At 73.7% G+C, this 18,616-nt stretch carries 16 protein-coding genes; 3 read left to right on the forward strand and 13 right to left on the reverse strand.

The window, feature by feature from the left end; translation table 11 throughout:
* Window positions 1-9: 9 nt before the first annotated feature.
* The 7 genes from BCAV_RS09870 to BCAV_RS09900 form a co-directional block, all read right to left on the reverse strand.
* Window positions 10-672: a maleylpyruvate isomerase N-terminal domain-containing protein gene (locus tag BCAV_RS09870; RefSeq protein ID WP_043346956.1), complete on the reverse strand. Its 663-nt coding sequence runs from the start codon at window positions 670-672 to the stop codon at window positions 10-12.
* A gap of 117 nt (window positions 673-789) precedes the next feature.
* Complete coding sequence (locus BCAV_RS09875) at window positions 790-2,913, reverse strand: 3-hydroxyacyl-CoA dehydrogenase NAD-binding domain-containing protein (protein ID WP_015882455.1); 2,124 nt, start codon at window positions 2,911-2,913, stop codon at window positions 790-792.
* Window positions 2,910-4,127: a thiolase family protein gene (locus tag BCAV_RS09880; protein WP_015882456.1), complete on the reverse strand. Its 1,218-nt coding sequence runs from the start codon at window positions 4,125-4,127 to the stop codon at window positions 2,910-2,912. The genes BCAV_RS09875 and BCAV_RS09880 overlap by 4 nt, the downstream gene beginning before the upstream one ends.
* Before the next feature lie 204 nt (window positions 4,128-4,331).
* Window positions 4,332-5,582 carry an HRDC domain-containing protein gene (locus BCAV_RS09885; protein WP_015882457.1) on the reverse strand — a complete coding sequence of 417 codons (1,251 nt, stop codon included), beginning with the start codon at window positions 5,580-5,582 and terminating at the stop codon, window positions 4,332-4,334.
* Between the two features lie 69 nt (window positions 5,583-5,651).
* Window positions 5,652-6,101 (reverse strand): YdeI/OmpD-associated family protein, encoded by a 450-nt coding sequence (locus tag BCAV_RS09890; RefSeq protein WP_015882458.1) that lies wholly within the window; start codon window positions 6,099-6,101, stop codon window positions 5,652-5,654.
* Window positions 6,102-6,140: 39 nt separating this feature from the next.
* Window positions 6,141-6,884, reverse strand: coding sequence for a 2-phosphosulfolactate phosphatase (locus tag BCAV_RS09895; RefSeq protein WP_015882459.1), 744 nt, complete (start codon window positions 6,882-6,884; stop codon window positions 6,141-6,143).
* Window positions 6,881-7,477 (reverse strand): DUF3000 domain-containing protein, encoded by a 597-nt coding sequence (locus BCAV_RS09900; protein ID WP_015882460.1) that lies wholly within the window; start codon window positions 7,475-7,477, stop codon window positions 6,881-6,883. The genes BCAV_RS09895 and BCAV_RS09900 overlap by 4 nt, the downstream gene beginning before the upstream one ends.
* A gap of 66 nt (window positions 7,478-7,543) precedes the next feature.
* Here BCAV_RS09900 and BCAV_RS09905 point away from each other — a divergent pair, with 66 nt between their 5' ends.
* Window positions 7,544-8,875, forward strand: a complete 1,332-nt coding sequence (locus tag BCAV_RS09905; protein ID WP_015882461.1) for a carboxylate--amine ligase — start codon at window positions 7,544-7,546, stop codon at window positions 8,873-8,875.
* Here BCAV_RS09905 and BCAV_RS09910 read toward each other — a convergent pair.
* Entirely contained in the window at window positions 8,863-9,348 is a 486-nt protein-coding gene (locus BCAV_RS09910) for a hypothetical protein (RefSeq protein WP_015882462.1), read from the reverse strand. The two genes, BCAV_RS09905 and BCAV_RS09910, sit on opposite strands and share 13 nt — an antisense overlap.
* 107 nt (window positions 9,349-9,455) lie before the next feature.
* Between BCAV_RS09910 and zapE the strand changes: the two genes are divergently transcribed.
* Entirely contained in the window at window positions 9,456-10,520 is a 1,065-nt protein-coding gene (gene zapE, locus BCAV_RS09915) for a cell division protein ZapE (protein ID WP_015882463.1), read from the forward strand.
* Window positions 10,521-10,536: 16 nt separating this feature from the next.
* Here zapE and BCAV_RS09920 read toward each other — a convergent pair whose 3' ends face one another.
* Window positions 10,537-10,899, reverse strand: a complete 363-nt coding sequence (locus BCAV_RS09920) for a hypothetical protein (protein ID WP_015882464.1) — start codon at window positions 10,897-10,899, stop codon at window positions 10,537-10,539.
* A 165-nt stretch (window positions 10,900-11,064) separates the two neighbouring features.
* Between BCAV_RS09920 and BCAV_RS09925 the strand changes: the two genes are divergently transcribed.
* Window positions 11,065-11,700, forward strand: a complete 636-nt coding sequence (locus tag BCAV_RS09925) for a ribonuclease E inhibitor RraB (RefSeq protein WP_043346959.1) — start codon at window positions 11,065-11,067, stop codon at window positions 11,698-11,700.
* A gap of 10 nt (window positions 11,701-11,710) precedes the next feature.
* Here the strand turns inward: BCAV_RS09925 and BCAV_RS09930 are convergent, their stop codons facing one another.
* Genes BCAV_RS09930 through glgX form a run of 4 tightly spaced genes read right to left on the reverse strand, consistent with a single transcriptional unit; the run spans window position 11,711 to window position 18,599 of the window.
* A complete protein-coding gene (locus BCAV_RS09930) occupies window positions 11,711-12,151 on the reverse strand; it encodes an HIT family protein (protein ID WP_015882465.1) in 441 nt (146 codons plus the stop codon).
* Between the two features lie 18 nt (window positions 12,152-12,169).
* On the reverse strand, window positions 12,170-13,933 hold the full coding sequence (gene treZ, locus BCAV_RS09935; RefSeq protein WP_015882466.1) for a malto-oligosyltrehalose trehalohydrolase: 1,764 nt from the start codon (window positions 13,931-13,933) through the stop codon (window positions 12,170-12,172).
* On the reverse strand, window positions 13,930-16,437 hold the full coding sequence (treY, locus tag BCAV_RS09940; protein WP_015882467.1) for a malto-oligosyltrehalose synthase: 2,508 nt from the start codon (window positions 16,435-16,437) through the stop codon (window positions 13,930-13,932). The genes treZ and treY overlap by 4 nt, the downstream gene beginning before the upstream one ends.
* Window positions 16,434-18,599 carry a glycogen debranching protein GlgX gene (gene glgX / locus BCAV_RS09945; RefSeq protein ID WP_015882468.1) on the reverse strand — a complete coding sequence of 722 codons (2,166 nt, stop codon included), beginning with the start codon at window positions 18,597-18,599 and terminating at the stop codon, window positions 16,434-16,436. Before glgX ends, treY begins: the two co-directional genes overlap by 4 nt.
* Window positions 18,600-18,616 lie beyond the last annotated feature (17 nt).

The raw sequence follows: 18,616 nt of genomic DNA on the forward strand, positions 1-18,616 counted from the left end.
CGGGTCGCCTCAGGCTCGGGAGAACGCCGACACGGTTCCGCCCGCCCGCTCGGCGCGAGCGAGCGTGCGCACGACGGCGTCCTGCCCGTGCCGCCGCTGCGCCAGCACGGCGAGCAGCCCGAGGACCGGTTCGAGGACGGCCGGCTCGAACCGCGGTGTCGGGAGGCCGAGGCTCGTCGCCAGGTCGTCGGTGTGCACGACGATCTCGAGGAGCCGGACCAGCAGGAAGTCGTCCGTGGCGAGGGCACAGCCCTGCCACGGCACGAACGTCGCGGGGCCGGCAGCGCGGATCGCCTCGGGCAGTGCGGCACAGGCGGCGTCGCCGACGGCGATCGACGCCTCGTAGCCTTCCCCGGCCATCTCGTTGAAGTCGTCGCGGATCGAGGTGTTCTCCTCGGCGTCCACCGGGGCGTCGAGCCAGTCGAGGAGTCCGGCATACACCGAGAGCGGCACGCGCTCCGCGCCCGCCGGCACCGGCAGGCCGAGGAACTCGACGGCGCACTCCGGCTGGCTCACGAGGTGTCGGGCGAGCCCACCGACCGTCATCCCGGGCAGCGCGGACTCCGTGCCCCAGGCGGCGACCACCGCGTCGTGACGGGCGAGGTCGACCGCCTGCTCGGCCGCGCGGACGACGGCGTCGTGGTCGAGCGATCCGACGGCGGTGGAGGCCACGGCCCGAGAGTACCGGCCGTGCCGCGATGTCGCCCCGGCAGAGGCCGGGTGCATCCGGTGGCCACACGGACCGCCAGCTGCACCCGGCCTCGCCGCCGGGCCCGGCCCACCGCGACGTCAGCGCGGAGCGTTCGCCACGCCGTCGGGCAGGAGACGCCGCCCCAGCACCCGCTCGGAGTAGCCGGCGCGGTCCAGGTACGGCGTGATGCCGCCGAGGTGGAACGGCCACCCGGCGCCGAGGATCATGCACAGGTCGATCTGGTCGGGCGATCCCACCACGCCCTCGTCGAGCATGAGGCCGACCTCCGTCGTCAGGGCCTGGAGGACGTCGTCCAGCACGCCCGCCGCGTCGCGCGGTGACGCCGTCGCTCCCGCCGGGCGGACGGCGTCGAACACCGCCTGCAGCGCCGGGTCCACCGGCTTCGGCAGCCCCTTCGCCGGCGCGGCGCCGACCACCGGGACGCCGTCGGCGACGATCCGCTCGAGCCCGGCGGAAGCCGGGAACCGCTCGCCGAGGTCCTCGCGCAGCGACGTCAGCACGTGCAGGCCGACGGCGGGCCCGACGAGGTCGAACAGCTCGAACGGCGGCATCGGGAGGCCGAGCGGGTCGAGCGAGCGGTCCGCCACCTCGACCGGCGTCCCGTTCTCGACCGCCTCCACGACCTTCCCCAGGAGGAGGACGAGCAGGCGGTTGACGACGAAGCCGGGTCGGTCGGCGACGCCGACGGCGGTCTTCCGCAGCCCTGCGCAGACGGCGAACGCCGTGGCCAGCGCCTCGTCGGAGGTGCGCTCGGCACGGACGACCTCGACCAGCGGCATCGCGTGCACCGGGTTGAAGAAGTGCAGGCCGACGACGCGCTCGGGGTGGGCGAGATCGGCGGCCATCGCCGTGACGGAGAGCGCCGACGTGTTCGTGGCGAGGATCGCGTCGGGTCCGACGACCGGCTCGATCTCCGCGAAGACCCGCTTCTTGAGGTCGAGCCGCTCCGTCACCGCCTCGATCACGAGGTCGCAGCCGGCCAGGTCGGCCAGGTCGGTCGTGCCCGTGATCGACCCCACGAGGCGCGCGGCGGCGTCGGCCGGCATCCGCCCGGACCCGGCGAGCTTCTCGACGCTCGCACGGACGTGCCCGAGCCCGGCGGCGACCCGCTCGTCGTCGAGGTCCCGCATCACCACGGGCACCTTGAGGCGCTGGGCCACGAGCTGGGCGATCTGGGCCGCCATGAGGCCCGCCCCGATGATCCCGACTCGAGTCACCTTCCGCGCCAGTGCCGGGTCGGGCGCGCCGGCCGGACGCTTGGCCCGGCTCACGAGCTGGAACGCGTACACGCTCGCCCGCATCTCGTCGCTCATGATGAGGTCGGCGAGGGCCTCGTCCTCCGCGGCGAACGCCTCGTCCTTCGTCGCCGTGCGTGCGGCGGCGAGGAGGTCGAGGGCGCGGTACGGGGCGGGCCGCGAGCCGCGGACGACGGCGTCGAGCCGCTGGCGAGTGGCGTGGACGACGGCGTCCCACACCTCGGGCGGGTCGAGGTCTCGGCGCGGCACGACGACGTCGCCGCCCAGCACCCGTGCCGCCCACCGGATCGACTCGGCGAGGAAGTCGGCGTCGTCGAGCACGACGTCCACGAGGCCGAGCTTTCCGGCCTCGGCTGCGGAGTACGGCTTGTTCGCGCTCGGGCGGGTCAGCACGACGTCGATCGCCTGCTCGATGCCCACCAGACGCGGCACGAGGTAGGCCCCGCCCCAACCCGGGATCAGACCGATGCCGACCTCAGGAAGCCCGAGCGCCCGCACGGATCCTGCCGCCGTCCGGTAGTCGCAGTTCAGCGCCACCTCGAGACCGCCGCCCAGCGCGACGCCGTTGACGAACGCGAACGTCGGGACGCCCATCTCGCCGAGCAGGCGGTACGCGGCGTGCCCGGACCGACCGAGCTGCAGGGCGGCGTCGCGGGTCGCGACGGCGGAGGCCTGCGTGAGGTCCGCTCCGGCGGCGAGCACGTACGGCTTTCCGGTGACGCCGACGGCCGCGATCTCGCCGGCACGCGCACGGGCCTGGAGGGCCTCGAGCGCTGCGTGCAGTTCGCGGATGCCGTCGGGACCGAGCGTGTTGGGCTTGGTGTGGTCGAAGCCGTTGTCCAGCGTGACGAGCGCGAGCGTCCCGGCGCCGCCGGGCAGGGCGACGTCGCGGACCAGGGAGTGCGTGACACGCTCGGCGCGGTCGGTGGTGGTGGTCGTGCTCATCGGGCGTCCTCCTCGGCGCTCACGTAGTCCGCGTGGTGCGGGTTCTCCCAGATCACGGTCCCGCCCTGGCCGAGCCCCACGCACATCGTGGTCAGGCCGTACCGGATCGACGGGTCGGCCTCGAACCGACGGGCGAGCTGCACCATGAGACGCACACCGGAGGCGGCGAGCGGGTGCCCGACGGCGATCGCGCCGCCGTCGGGGTTGACTCGCGGGTCGTCGTCGGCAATCCCGAACGCGTCGAGGAACGCGAGGACCTGGACGGCGAACGCCTCGTTGATCTCGAACGCGCCGATCCGCGCGATGTCGAGGCCGGCGAGCTCGAGCGCCCGGTGCGTCGCGGGGACCGGCCCGACGCCCATCACCTCCGGGTCCACGCCCGCGTACGCGTACGAGACCAGCCGCATCCGCGCGGGCAGGCCGAGCTCGCGGGCCACGGACTCCGCCGCGACGAGCCCGGCGGTCGCGCCGTCGGTGAGGGGCGACGACGTCGCCGCCGTGACGCGGCCACCGGCGCGGAACGGCGTCGCCAGACCGGCGACACCCTCGAGCGTGGTCCCCGGGCGGGGCGGCTCGTCCGCCGTCGCCAGGCCCCAGCCGCGCTCCGGGTCGCGCAGCGCGACGGGGACGAGGTCGGGCTCGATGCGCCCCGACGCGAGAGCGTCGGCGTACCGGGTCTGGCTCGCGACGCCGAACGCGTCGGCGCGCTCTCGCGTGAGGGCGGGGAACCGGTCGTGCAGGTTCTCGGCGGTGGCGCCCATGACGAGCGCGTCGGCGTCGACGAGTCGCTCGGCGACGAAGCGCGGGTTGGGGTCGGCGTCCTTCCCGAGCGGGTGCCGGCCCATGTGCTCGACGCCGCCGGCGAGGGCGGCGTCGATGGCGCCCACCGCGATCGCCGATGCGACCTGCGTGACGGCGGTCATGGCGCCCGCGCACATCCGGTCGATCGCGTAGCCGGGCACGGTCCGGGGGAGCCCGGCCAGCAGCGCGACGGTGCGGCCGAGCGTGAGGCCCTGGTCGCCGACCTGGCTGGTCGCGGCGATCGCCACCTCGCCGACGCGCTCCGGCGGGAGCTCCGGGTGACGGCGCAGGAGCTCGCGGACGACGGCGACGGCGAGGTCGTCGGCGCGGGTGTGGGCGTAGAGCCCGTCGGGGCGGGCGCGCCCGAACGGGGTGCGGGCGCCGTCGACGAAGACGACCGGTCGACCGAGCATGCGAGGGACCTCCAGTAGGACGGCGATGTCGATCGCGACACTACCTGATACTCCGGGTTCCACCTACACGTGAAGGCGGCTCCGGGGTCGCCAAGGCTCCGCCGAGTGCGTGACGTCTCCCGCGACACGCCGAGGGTGGACGGGAGACACCACGCACTCGGCGGGGTGGCGGTCGTGGTTCCGGGCGCTCAGGAGGGGGCCGGCTCAGGCGTCGGGTGCCGGCTCCGGCTCTGACGCCGGCTCGGGAACCGACGCCGGGTCGCGCACGGCCGCCGCGAGCGGCGCAGCGACGAGCGCGATCTGCCACGGCCGCGCTCCCAGCGCCGCCAACCGTGACACCACCGCCTCGTCCGTGGCCGGCGACGGGGGCTCCCAGGAGAGCCGCCGCTGGGTGTCGGGCGCCAGGAGGTTCTCCTGGGGGAGCGTGTTCGCCGCGGCGAGCTCACGAACGCGCGCCCGCACCGCGCGGAGCCGCTCCGCAGCCTCGGGGTTGCGGTCCGCCCAGGCTCGCGGCGGCGGCAGCGTGTCGCGGCTCGGCCCGCGGCGGGCGGGCAGCTCGGACGCGTCGAGCGCGAGAGCGTCCGCGACCGCGCCCCACCAGCGGGCGAGACGCCGCTTCGCGCCGCGCCCGGAGAACTCCCGAAGTCCGGCGAGCGCCGCCTCGGTACGCGGCAGGGCCGTCGCTGCGGCAACGATGGCCCGATCCGGGAGCACCCGGCCGGGCGCGATGTCCCGCTCCTGCCCGACGGCGTCGCGCTCGACCCAGAGCGCCCGCATCACCGCGAGCTGACGGGGGTCCCGCACCGCGTGGGACCCCGACGTCCGGCGCCACGGCTCCGGTCGGGGCGCCGGCGGCGGGGCGAGGCGCAGCGCCTCGAACTCCTCGCGGGCCCACTCGGCCTTGCCGGCGCGGACGAGGTCGCGCTCGAGCGCGTCGCGCAGCTCGACGAGCACCTCGACGTCGAGCGCTGCGTACCGCAGCCAGTCCTCGCGGAGCGGGCGGGTGGACCAGTCGACGGCGGAGTGCTCCTTCGCGAGCGTGAGTCCGAGCTCCTGCTCGACGATCGCCGCGAGGCCCACGCGTTCGCGGCCCAGCAGCCGTCCGGCGAGCTCCGTGTCGAAGACGTGCCGCGGCACGAGCCCGACCTCCGCGAGGCACGGCAGGTCCTGGTTCGCCGCGTGCAGCACCCACTCGGCGTCGCCGAGCGCGGCTGACAGTCCGCTGAGGTCCGGGCACGCGATCGGGTCGATGAGCGCCGTCCCGGCGCCCAGGCGACGGATCTGCACGAGGTAGGCGCGCTGGCCGTACCGGTAGCCGGAGGCACGTTCGGCGTCGACGGCGACCGCGCCGTCCGCACGTGCCACTGCCTCGACGTACTCGGTCAGCGCGGCGTCGGTCGTGATGACGGGCGGGACGCCGTCCGCCGGCTCGAGCAACGGCGTCGGGTTCGTCATGCGGACAAACTTACGTCCGCGCGGGCCTCTCTCCGGCCAGCCTCGCCGCGGACGCGGTGAGCCGGCGCCTCAGCGGGCGCGGCCGGCCCGCATCGTCTCGACGACCTTGGCGACGCGCCGTGCCCGCGTCTCGGGCTGCTTCGCGCCCGTCACGGACTCGGTGTGGAACCGCTGGTTGCTGTAGGAGAGCGAGTCGAAGAAGCGCCGGGCCTCGGGTTCGTCGTCGAGCGCGGCGGCCAGGTCCGCGGGGACCTCGATGACGCGCGGCGCCGTGTCGAGGGCGATCTCGACGTCGACGTCGTCACCGGCGGCGACGCCCGCGGCGGCGCGGTTCTCGGCGCTCAGGGGCACGAAGTACCGGCCTCCCATCGGCGCGACGGTCGTGCGGTAGGTGTGCCCGCCCACCGTGACGGTGACCGCCGGCCGCTTGCCGGAACCCAGCGTCGCGACGACGTCGTCCGGCACCGGGATGCCCGTCGCCGTCTTCCCACCCAGCTCCACGACCGCTCGGAATCGCATGGCGGGAGTCTGGCAGCGCCTGACCACCCCCGCCAGGGACTACCGCCTGGAGCCGTCCGAGAACGCGCCGTCGAGCAGGAGAGGAACCGCGTCGGAGGCCCCGACCCGGCACGCCAGCTCCAGGTCGTCGTGCCAGCCCCGGCTGCGAGCCTCGGCCGCGGACGCCGATCCGCGCACGAGATCCGCGGCGCCGTCGGCGCACGCCGTCCACAGCCGGGCCGCGGCGTCGGCCTCGGCGGACCGGGAACCGCCCAGCTGCGCGACGACGGCCGCCGCGCCGAGCTCGTCCTCCAGCGCCGGCCGGAGACCGGCCCCGTCCGGCCACTGCTCGCCGCACGCGACGACCAGCACGTCCTCGGCGCCGGTCCCGTCCAGCCAGGCGGCGACGGCCGCCGCGTTGCGCAGGCACGCGGCGAGCACGACGGCGCCCCGCTCGTGGGCCAGGGCCGCGCACGTCGAGCCGTTCGGGGAGGGGAGGACGACGGCGTCCCCCGGGTTCAGCCCGGCCAGGCTGGCGGGGGACAGGGAGTACGGCGAGGACGACCCGTCGGCCAGGTGTGCGCCCGTCTCCGCGGCCAGGTGGCCCGCGCCGCCGTCCCGCCACCGGTACGGATGTACGCGCGCTCCGTGGGAGACGGCGACGTCGACGGCCGTCGTGAAGCGCAGGACGTCGACGACGACCACATGGGTCGCGGGGAAGCGCCGCACCGCCTGCGGTCCCCAGCCGAACCGGACCCGCGCCCCGGACTGGGAGAGCCGGACGGCGTCGTCGGCAGTGCTCAACGCCGCGGGGCCAGGCTCGTCACGTTCTCCGGCAGGGGCGGGAGCCCTCCGGCCCACGCCGTCGTCGCGGCCCACGCCCGCAGGTGCGGTCCCAGGTCGGTGGACGACGGCGTCCACGAGGCCCGGAGCTCGATCTCGACCTCCTGCTCGCGCAGCTCGAGCCCGCCGAAGCTCTCCGAGAGCACGCGGGTCACCGTGCCGGAGAGCGAGTGGTACCCGACGTCGAAGTCGCGCAACGAGTCGGTGAGCCAGCTCCAGCCGACCTCGCCGAGCAGCGGATCGGCCCCGACGTCGTCCTCCAGCTTCGCCCGGGCGAGCACGACCACCCGGAACGTGCCGCGCCACGCCTCCTGACCCTCCGGGTCGTGGAGGACGACGAACCGTCCGTTCGCGAGCAGCGTGTCCGGGTCACGGGTCGTGTTCACCTCGCCGGTCAGGGCGAGCGCCCACGGCGCGATGCGGGTCGGTGGCGGCACCTCTTCGAGGTGGATCTCCGGGCGCAGGCGGTGCCCGCGCAGGCTCAGCAGCGCGGCCTCGAAGTCGGGCGGCAGGGCCGGACTCCCCGAGCTGCCCGAACTGCCCTGTCCGATCACGCCCCCAGGCTAGTTCCTCGGGTGCGGCACCGGTCGGCCCGGCACGCCGGGCTACGCTACCCAGCGATGTCCGAGCCTCCGGCGCACGCGAGCGCCCCCCGAGCAGCGAGCGCCCCCCGGCCCGTCGTCGTCGGCGGCGACATCGGTGCCTACGCCACGGCCCGCGCGTTCCACGAGGCGTACGGCGTGCGCACGGTCGTGCTCGCCACTCTCGCGACCGGGGCCGTGGCCCGGTCGCGGATCGTGGACCTGCGGATCGTCCCGGACCTCGCCGACCCGGACGTGCTCGTCGAGACGCTCCGCGGGATCGCGGCGGAGCCCGGCGGCCCGCCGCTCGTCCTCGGCAGCGCCGACTGGCTCGTCCAGCAGCTCGTCGCGGAGCGGCACCGGCTCGAGGACGTCCTCGTGGTGCCGTACGCGCCGGCGCCGGTCGTCGACGCGATCGGCGACAAGGCGGAGCTCATGGCGAGGTGCGCCGCCGCCGGGGTCCCGCACCCGGCGACCCGCGTGCTCGTGCCGGGCCGCGACGACCACACCGGCGCGCTCGTCGGCTACCCGCAGGTCCTCAAGGCGGCCTCGACGAGCGAGATCCACGACGTCAGCTACACCGGGAAGGCGAAGGTCCACCTGGTGCACACTCCGGACGAGCTCGACGCGGTGCTCGCCGCGATGGCCGCCGCACGGTTCTCCGGGCGGGTGCTCGCCCAGGAGTACGTGCCGGGCGGCGACGACGCGATGGGCGCCGTGAACGTGTTCTGCGCTCCGCGCGCAGGCGGAGGCGGCGACGTGACGTTCGCCCAGCTCGGCCAGGTGCTCCTCGAGGACCACACGCCGAGCGCGCTCGGCAACTCGGTGGCGCAGCTCACGCGCGACGCTCGTGCGGAACCCGGCGCGCTCGAGACGATCACCGCCGTCGGAGAGCTCCTGCGCGAGGCGGGATGGGTGGGGTTCGCGAACGTCGACCTCAAGCGCGGCCCGGACGGCGTCTGGCGGGTCCTCGAGGTGAACCCGCGGGTGGGGCGGAGCGGCTTCGCGGTGACGGCGTCCGGGTACAACGTGGCGCGCATGTACGTCGACGCGTTCGGTCCCCGGGCGCCGCGGGCCGATGCCGGGAACTCCGCGGCGCCTACCCCGCACCTGGAGCTCGGCGTCCACGAGCACCTGTTCACGCTCGTCCCGCTGGCGCTCCTGCGCCGCTACCTCGACCCGGCGCAGCGCCGGCAGGTCAGCGCTCTGCGGCGGCGCGGTGCTGTCACGAACCCGCTGTACTACGCGGCGGAACGCGACCCGCGGAGGTGGGCGTACGTCGTCGCCGCCATGGTCAACCAGGTCCGCAAGTTCCGGCGGCACCACCCGTGGAGCCGCGCGGGGCGGACGCGGGCGGCTCAGCCCACGTAGGACGTGCCCGAGTAGAAGTGCAGCACGGGCACGCCGAGCTCCTCGCGGGCGCGGGAGGCCCAGTCGCGGTGGAACGTGTCCTCGAGCGGCTTCGCGTACGTGACGACGACGATCTCGCCCGCGCCGGTGTTCGCGAGGGCCTGGCGGAGCGCGGGGATCGGGTCGTCGGCCACGACGGAGCCCTGCGCCGTCGCCCCTTCCGCCTCGAGCGCCGCCACCGAACCGGCCACGGCGTCGTGCGCCGTCGCCCGCGCCTGTGCGTCCGACGGCTCCTTGCCGATCATGTCGTCCCACGCCTTCTTCAGCTCGAAGAGACTGAGGTGGTCGATGATCTCGGCGACGACGTTGCGCTCCGTGTCGGCGGGCACGAGCACCTCGTACGTGACGTCCTGACCCTCGTGCAGGCCGACGATGTGCTGGGCGTCGACGGGCTTGAGGGTGTTCTCGGTGAGGACGATGACGGTCTGCGGCACGGGTGCGGCCTTTCGGGTGACGCTGCTCGGACGAGCACGAGCGTAGTGCGCCCGACGGCGACCCTGCGGTTCGGCCCGCTCCGGCTCGCGGACGTACCCTGCTGCCCGTGTCCCACGTGCCGCGCGCCGCGTCCGTGCCCGACGCCCCGAGGGTGCAGGGCACGGTGACCGTCTCCCTGACCGATCGGGTGCCCGCGCCGAACGCGCACGACCTCCTCGCCTCCCTCGTGCCCCCGCCGCAGTTCGCGCAGGCCCGGTTCGCCACGTATCAGCCGGACCCGGCGCACCCGTCGCAGGCCGCCGCCCTGGCCCGGGTGGAGCAGGTCGCGGCGGAGGTGGCGTCGGCGTCGTCGCGGCGGCTGTTCGGGCGTCGCGCCGCGCGGACCGAGGGACGCGGCCTCTACCTCGACGGCGGCTACGGCGTGGGCAAGACGCATCTCCTGGCCTCGCTCGCACACGCCGTCGGGCAGGAGCGCGCCGCGTACGGCACGTTCGTCGAGTACACCCACCTCGTCGGCGCGCTGGGGTTCGCGGCGTGCGTGGAGGCCCTGAGCGGGTTCGCCGTGGTGGGGATCGACGAGTTCGAGTTGGACGACCCCGGCGACACCCTCCTGATGTCCCGCCTGCTGCGCGAGCTCACGGACCGCGGCGTCCGCCCCGTCGCGACGTCGAACACCCTGCCGGAGGCTCTCGGCGCCGGCCGGTTCGCGGCGGAGGACTTCCTGCGCGAGATCCAGGCGCTGGCGGGCCGGTTCGACGTCCTGCGGCTCGACGGCGAGGACTACCGGCACCGCAGCGGGCTCCCGTCCGGCGAGGCGGCGGGCGACGACGCGGTCCGCGCCGCCGTCGCCGCCATGCCGGGTGCGTCGCTAGACGAGTTCGACGGCGTGCTCGCGCACCTCGCCCGGCTGCACCCGTCCCGCTACGGGGCGCTCGTCGACGGGCTCCCGCTCGTCGGGCTCACCGGCGCGCACCCCGTGGACGACGACCTCGTGGGCCTGCGCCTCGTCGTGCTCGTGGACCGCCTCTACGACCGTGACGTGCCGGTGCGCCTCGGCGGCACCGCCCCGCGCGACATCTTCAGCGAGCGCATGCTCTCGGGCGGCTACCGCAAGAAGTACTACCGGGCCCTGTCGCGGCTCGGCGCGCTCACCACGCGGCCGGTCCGCTGAACGTAGCCTGGCTGGCTCAGGAGGGCGCCGCTTGAGCGAGAAAGCTGCCGAAGATGTACCTCACCTGATCCCAGAACGTGAACCCGGTCGGCGTAAACGTCCGAGCAGATTCATCCGCGCATGCCATCACCATGCCGTTCGAGGAACCCGGGAGCTCCGTGGTGGAGATGTTCAACATCACCACACCGAACACGGCACAGATCAGCCCGATGCGAGCCCAGAGAGGGAGCTTGCCGCGCACGACCGGGAGAACCATGACGAAAGCAGTAGCAACCAGGAGAAACCCCGATGTCACCTTGCCGCCGCCAAGCAGCACGACACCACACAATCCGGTGAGGGTGATCCCGGTCCACGTCGCGATCGTCTTGAGGGTGTGCATCAGGGACATCTCCTTGTGTGCGTTCAGACCGTTCGGCGGCCCCGCCGGGGAGGCCGACGGTACTGAGGCGCACCTGTGAAGCACCTGAGAGTCACTCACGCGTGGAGGTCTCGAGCCACGACGATTTCGCCACCACGCTGACGAGGCCGCAGTACGGTCAGCGCCATGAGCATCGAGGACATCCTCGCCAGCACATCGGCGCTCGTTGCGGAGCGCGAGCGGAGGAACGACGAGGTCGAGACACCGAGATCGGTCGATCATGCTCTTCGCGTTCCCCGCCGCACCGCTGACGCCCTTCAGGCTGCGCTAGAGGAAGCCGGGTTCCACGTCTATCAGCGCAAGCCGGGTATCCGCAGCCTTCGGCTGGAGTTCGAGCGGGAGGATGCGGTCGACACAGCTTCCGCGGAAGCGTTCACGAGGGAGGTTGTGCTACTCGCGGAACGGCACGGAGCAAGATATGACGGTTGGGGAGCGATGGTGCTTCCCCGGGACCGTCGGGCTTGGGTCGCTCCGGACGACCTCGTCGCACCCGAGCACGTCGACGTCCGAGCCGAGCAAGACCGTCTTCGCGCTCTTCTCGCCGAGTGCCTCGCGGCTGAGGGTTGCCCCGTGGCCGTGGCAGATTCCCTGAGTCGGACTCTCACGCTGAAGGTCGTGACGGACGGCTGGAGCGTCAGTACCCCTCTCGCCGGGTCCGGCTATGCGGGTGGCTACTCGCCGTCGGAAGCGGACGGATCCGTGCGAGAGCTCGCCGACGCGCAGATCAGCGCCAGTCGCCGACGGCGCAAGCCACGCTGGTAGGACTCGACGCTCAGCTGAGCTCGAGGGCCTCGGCGACCTCGAGCGCGTGGCCCTGCGACGCGAGGCGGTCCCGCAGCCGCGCCGCGTGCTCGTCCAGCACGGCGGCCGGCAGGTCGCGCTGCACGCGGTGCACGTCGAAGTCGGCCGGCGACGACGTCGGCCACACGTGCACGTGCAGGTGCGGCACGCCGTAGCCCTCGACGAGCAGCCCGGCGCGCTCCCCGCCGAACTCCTCGAGCTGGGCTGTCCCGACGCGTCGGGCCACGCTCACGAGGCGCGCCATGAGCTCGTCGGACGCGTCCAGCCATTGCGTGACCTCGGTGCGCGGCACGACCATCGCGTGCCCGTTCGTGATCGGCTCGATCGTGAGCAGGACGACGCACACGTCGTCGGCCCACACGAACCGGCCGGGAAGCTCGCCGTCGATGATGCGGGTGAACAGGGTCGCCATGACGTCACCGTAGCCGCGTCATCGGTGCCCGCTCCTGCGCACGAGTGCCGTGCCGCGCCCGGGGAGGGCGACGGCGTCGCTGCTCACGACGGTCGACGGCGGGTCCCAGGCCAGCACGAGCTCCCCGGCGCCGGCGACGGGGACGCTGGCGGGGGAGTCGGTCCGGGCGACGACGACGGCGTGGCTACCCCGGTACAGCACGAGCCACGCGCCGTCGTCCGCGTGCTCCACGCGCGTGGCGGACCGGTCGCCGGAGGCGAGGTCGGGCGTCGCCGCCCGCAGCGCGATGACGTCGCGGTGCCAGGCGAGCAGGCGGGCATGCTCGCCGTGCCCGGGCTCCGCCCAGTCGAGCCTGCTCGCGGCGAACGTGGCCGGGTCCTGCGGGTCGGGGACGGTCAGCGTGCCGTCCCCGTACAGGTCGGCCCAGCCGTGGGTGCCGAACTCGCGCGCGCGACCTGCCGTCACAGCCGCGCCGAGCTCGGCCTCGGGGTGGTCGGTGAAGTACAGCCACGGCGTCGACGCGCCCCACTCCTCGCCCATGAAGAGCATCGGCACGAACGGCGACCAGAGGACGAGCGCCGCCGCTGCGGCGAGCGCGGCGGCGTCGAGCGTCCGGCCCGGGCGGTCCCCGAGTGCGCGGTTCCCGACCTGGTCATGGTTCGCCGAGAATGCCACGAACCGGTGGCCGTCGACGTCCGCCGGCACCGGCGCACCCCACGCGCGGCCCCGGAACGTCGAGTACGCGCCGTCGTGCACGAACACGTCCTCGACCGCCTTGCGGAACGTCGACGATGCCCCGAAGTCGACGTAGTAGCCGTGCCGTTCCCCGGTGAGGAGCGCGTGCAGGGCGTGGTGCACGTCGTCGTCCCACTGCGCGGTCATGCCCAGCCCGCCGTCGACGACCGGCGTGACCATGCGCGCGTCGTTCAGGTCGGACTCGGCGACCAGGGAGAGCGGGCGGTCCAGCTCGACGGCGAGCGCCGCGACACGCGCGGACAGCTCGGCCAGGAGGTGCACGGGCGAGTCGTCGACGAGCGCGTGCACGGCGTCGAGCCGCAGCGCGTCGACGTGGAAGTCGCGCAGCCAGCGCAGCGCGTTCTCGACCACGAACGCGCGCACCTCGGCGGAGCCGGCGCCGTCGAGGTTGACCGCGGCGCCCCAGGGAGTGGAGTGCGCCTGCGTGAAGTACGGCCCGAACTCCGCGAGGTAGTTGCCGCTCGGGCCGAGGTGGTTGTAGACGACGTCGAGGCACACGGCGATGCCGGCGCGGTGCGCGGCGTCGACGAAGCGCTGCAGCGCAGCGGGACCGCCGTACTCCTCGTGGACGGCGTACAGCGCGACGCCGTCGTACCCCCACCCGTGCCGCCCGTTGAAGGCCGCGACCGGCATCAGCTCGATCATCGTCACGCCGAGGCGCGCGAGGTGCTCGAGACGCTCGGCGGCGTCGTCCAGCGTCCCACCGGCCGTGAACGTGCCGACGTGCAGCTCGTACAGCACGGCGTCGCGGACGTCGCGACCGGGCCAGTCGCCGTCGGACCAGCGGTGCGCTCGGACGTCGAACGTGCGCGAGACGCCGTGGACGCCGTGCGGCTGCCACGGGCTGCGCGGGTCGGGCCGGGCCGAGCCGCCGTCGAGGGAGAACGCGTAGTCGGTGCCGGCGGGAACGCCCGCCGCCCAGCGCCACCAGCCCTCGGCCGTCGGCGTCAACGGGTGCGGCTCGTCGTCGATCACGACGTCCACCCGCTCGGCGCGTGGTGCCCAGACCTCGAGCGGCGCGTTCACGGGGCCGCCACGAGGAGGGCGACCGGGGCGTCGCCGAGAAGGTCGGTGAGCCGGTGCGAGCCCGGCTCCCAGCTCCGTCCGGGTGCGAGCGCATCGATCCACGCGACGCCCGTCGACGGGCCCTCCGGCAGCACGAGCGTGTGCTCGCCCCACCCGCCGAGGCGGTCCAGCTGCCGTTGGAGGCGGGCGACGACGGCCACGATCCGCGGTACTCCGCGTCCGGTGCGCGCGTACGCGACGGCGTGCCCGGTGGAGGTCGGCAGCGGCGTGTACCCCGCGTCCGCGCCGCGCACCGCGTCCGGGTGGGAGCGCCGGGCGTGCAGCGCAGCGGCGACGAGAGCGAGCTTCGCGTCCGCGAGCCCCGGCGGGAGGCCGCCGCCGGACCGCTCGAGGCGGTCCAGCGCCGCCGCCAGCGCGGCATGGTCGACCGGGCGCCTGTTGTCCGGGTCCACGAGGGCCACCGTCGTCGTCTCCGTGCCCTGGTACACGTCGGCGACGCCGGGCAGCGTCAGCTGGAGGAGCACCTGGCCGAGCGTCGCCGTCCGCACCGATCGCTCTGTGCGGCGGACCCAGTCGAGCATCAGGTCCCGCACGGCGGGCTCGGCGAGGACCGCCGTCGCGAACGTCACGAGGTCCCGCTCACGCTCCTCGTCGCCGTCGGTCCAGCTCGTCCAGTCCTTGGCCTCCCGCGCGGCCTTGAGCAGGTAGTGCGTGAGCCGATCCGCGTCGATCGGGCCGTCGGCGGTCCACGTCCCGGCGAGCGTCTGCCACAGGAGGTTCTCGGTGCGGCCGTCCAGCTGCGCCGGGCGGACCGGCTCCGTGACGGTGCGGAGCAGGCCGACCTGCGCCGTCCACTCGCCGGCGTACTCCGACAGGACGCCGAGACGCGCGCGGACGTCGGCACCACGCTTCGTGTCGTGGGTCGTGCCGGCGGTCATCCCCGCGGGCCAGCGCGCCTGAGCGCGAGCCGCCCAGGCGTGGAGGACGTCCGGGCCGATCGCGAACGTCCCCGGCGAACCGCCGACCTCGCACAGGCTCACGAGATGCGTCCACCGGTAGAACGCCGTGTCCTCGACGCCCTTCGCCATCACGGCTCCGCACACCTGCTGGAAGCGGACGACGATCTCGTCGCGCCGCGCCTCTCGCAGCCGGCCCGCGCTTCCCGCCTCCCGCCCGAGCACCAGGTCGACGACGACGTCGAGCGTGTCGCCGCGCTCGGCGTCCAGACGTTCCCGTGCCCGCTGCGCCGCCTCGGCGACGACGTGCTCGCTCACCGGCGGGGCCACCTCGCCCGGCACGACGTAGGCGCGGTAGCGGTCGAACGCGACGAGCAGCTCGACGAGGCAGTCCTGCAGGGCGCGCCACGTGTGGTCGCGCAGGCGGATGTCGTCGGCGCAGACGTCGGCGAGCAACGTCGTCAACCGGTGCACCTCGGCGTAGAGCGACTCGGCCACGATCTGCCGCTTGGCCGCCTCGACGACGTCGGCCAGGCCACCGGGAGCGTCGCCGGTGAGGGTGTGCATCAGCGCGGCCAGGTCGACGGCGCCGGCCGGGTCGTGGAGGACCTGGTTGATGCGCCAGGCGGCGTCGTACCCGGTGGTGCCGGCGACCGGCCAGTCACCGGGCAGCTCCTCGTCGGCCTCGAGGATCTTCTCGGCGGCCACCCACGCCCCGCCCGTGCGCTCGTCGAGGCGACGGAGGTAGCCGCGCGGGTCGGCCAGACCGTCGGGGTGGTCCACGCGCAGCCCGTCGACCAGCCCGGCCTCGACGAGCTCCAGCACGAGCGCGTGGGTCGCCTCGAACACCTCGTCGCGTTCGACCCGTAGCGCGACGAGCGTGCCGACGTCGAAGAACCGCCGGTAGTTCAGCTCCTCGTTCGCCACCCGCCAGTAGGCCAGGCGGTAGTGCTGCGTCTCGAGCTGCTCCGCGAGCGGGAGGCTCTCGGTGCCGGCACGGACCGGGAACACATGGTCGTGGTAGCGCAGCACGCGCTGCTCCAGCCCGCCCACGTCCGCGACGTCGGGCACGATCTCCCCGCGGGCGAGCGCCGTCCCGATGCGGCTGCCGAGTACCGGCATGAGGATCGTGGGCTCGTCGCCCGACCAGTCGACGTCGAACCACGACGCGTACGGCGACGCCTGGCCGTGGCCGAGCACCGACCACAGGGCTGTGTTGTGCCAGGCGGGCGTGGGCACGGCCATGTGGTTCGGCACGATGTCGAGGACGACGCAGAGCCCGCGGTCGTGGGCCGCGCGCGCGAGCCGTTCGAAGGCGGGCCGGCCGCCGAGGACGTCGCTGATCCGCGAGTGGTCGACGACGTCGTACCCGTGGGTCGATCCCGGCGCGGCGGTCAGCACGGGGGAGAGGTACAGGTCGGTGACGCCGAGCCGGTCCAGGTAGGGCAGGAGAGCGCGGGCGTCGTCGAACGTCAGGTCGGGCCCGAGCTGCAGCCGGTACGTCGAGACCGGGGTGCGCGGCGCGGGCCGGGGCGACGGCGCGCTCACGCCTGGAGCCCGTCCTGCTCCGTGCCGGCCTCGCGGAGCGTGCTCGGCCGGCCCAGGACCGCGACGCTGTGCGCGGCGAGCCGCACCGTCGCCCCGCCCGCGAGCACCTGCCAGGTCTCGATCGAGGAGTCCGTGTCGAGCACGCCCTCCCAGGCGGTGCCGTAGTACGCCGGCGGCAGGACGAAGTCGATCGGGTCGCGGTTCGCGTTGAACAGCAGGAGGAACGAGTCGTCGACGATCGGCGCACCGCGCTCGTCCGGCTCACCGATCGCGTCGCCGTTCAGGAAGACCATGACGGCGCGGGCCTGGGCCGTGTTCCACTCCTCGGGAGTCATGGTGGCGCCGGCCGGCGTGAACCAGGCGATGTCCTCGACCTGGTGGCCGTCGGCGTCCGTCGTCCGCCCGTCGAAGAACCGACGACGCCGGAAGACCGGGTGCTCGTTCCGGAGCCGGATGACCTGGCGGGTGAACTCTAGGAGCGCGGTGCCGGCGGCGTCGACACCGTCCCAGTCCATCCACGCGAGCTCGTTGTCCTGGCAGTAGACGTTGTTGTTGCCCCGCTGCGTGCGGCCGATCTCGTCGCCGTGCGCGAGCATCGGCACGCCCTGGGAGAGCAGCAGCGTGGTGAGGAAGTTGCGCTGCTGGCGCGCCCGCAGCGTGCGGATCGACTCGTCGTCCGTGGGGCCCTCGACGCCACAGTTCCAGGACCGGTTGTGCGACTCGCCGTCCTTGTTGTCCTCGCCGTTGGCGTCGTTGTGCTTCTCGTTGTAGGAGACGAGGTCGGCGAGCGTGAAGCCGTCGTGCGCCGTGATGAAGTTGATCGAGGCGATCGGCTTGCGGCCGGTGTGCTCGTACAGGTCGGCGGAGCCGGTCAGGCGGCTCGCGAACTCGCCGAGCGTGGCCGGCTCGCCGCGCCAGAAGTCGCGCACCGTGTCGCGGTAGCGCCCGTTCCACTCCGTCCACAGCGGTGGGAACCCGCCCACCTGGTAGCCGCCGTCGCCCAGGTCCCACGGTTCGGCGATCAGCTTCACCTGCGAGATGACCGGGTCCTGGTGCACGAGGTCGAAGAAGGCGCTCAGCCTGTCGACCTCGTGGAACTGCCGGGCGAGGGTGGCGGCCAGGTCGAAGCGGAACCCGTCGACGTGCATGTCCGTCACCCAGTAGCGCAGCGAGTCCATGATCAGCTGCAGCACGTTCGGCGAGCGCATGAGCAGGGAGTTGCCCGTGCCGGTCGTGTCGAAGTAGTGCAGGCGGTCGTCGTCGACCAGGCGGTAGTACGCGGCGTTGTCGATGCCGCGGAACGAGAGGGTCGGACCCATGTGGTTGCCCTCAGCGGTGTGGTTGTAGACGACGTCGAGGATCACCTCGATGTCCGCTTCGTGCAGCGCCTTCACCGCTGTCTTGAACTCCTGCACCTGCTCGCCGCGGGTGCCGAAGCTCGCGTACGCGTTGTGCGGGGCGAAGAAGCCGATCGTGTTGTAGCCCCAGTAGTTGGACAGACCCTTGCTCACGAGCGTGGCGTCGTTGACGAACTGGTGCACGGGCATGAGCTCGATGGCGGTGACGCCGAGCTGCGTCAGGTGCTCGATCGTGGCCGGGTGCGCGAGGGCGGCGTAGGAGCCGCGGATCTCCTCGGGGATGCTCGGGTGGGTCTTCGTGAGACCGCGCACGTGCGCCTCGTAGATGACGCTGCGGTGGTACTCGTGCTCCGGCGGGCGGTCGTGGCCCCAGTCGAAGAACGGGCTGGTCACGACGGACGTCATCGTGTGCTGGCGCGAGTCGGCGGTGTTGAGCGCGCTCGTCGGCGACGGCGTCTCGCCGAAGGAGTAGGAGTAGAGCGACTCGTCGCCGTCGACGACGCCGTCGTGCGCCTTCGCGTACGGGTCGAGCAGGAACTTGGCCGGGTTGCACCAGTGCCCTTCGGCGGGATCCCACGGGCCGTGCACGCGGTAGCCGTACCGCTGACCCGGGCCGACGCCGGGCAGGTACACGTGCCAGACATGCGCATCCGCCTCGGTGACCTCGACGCGCTGCTCCGCTCCGCCGTCGTCGACGAGGCACAGCTCGACACGCTCCGCCACGGACGAGAAGAGGGCGAAGTTCGTGCCCGATCCGTCGTACGTCGCCCCGAGCGGGTAGGGGTGGCCGGGCCAGATCTGCATGGGCGACAGAGTCTCAC

Source organism: Beutenbergia cavernae DSM 12333 (assembly GCF_000023105.1).
Taxonomy (GTDB): domain Bacteria; phylum Actinomycetota; class Actinomycetes; order Actinomycetales; family Beutenbergiaceae; genus Beutenbergia; species Beutenbergia cavernae.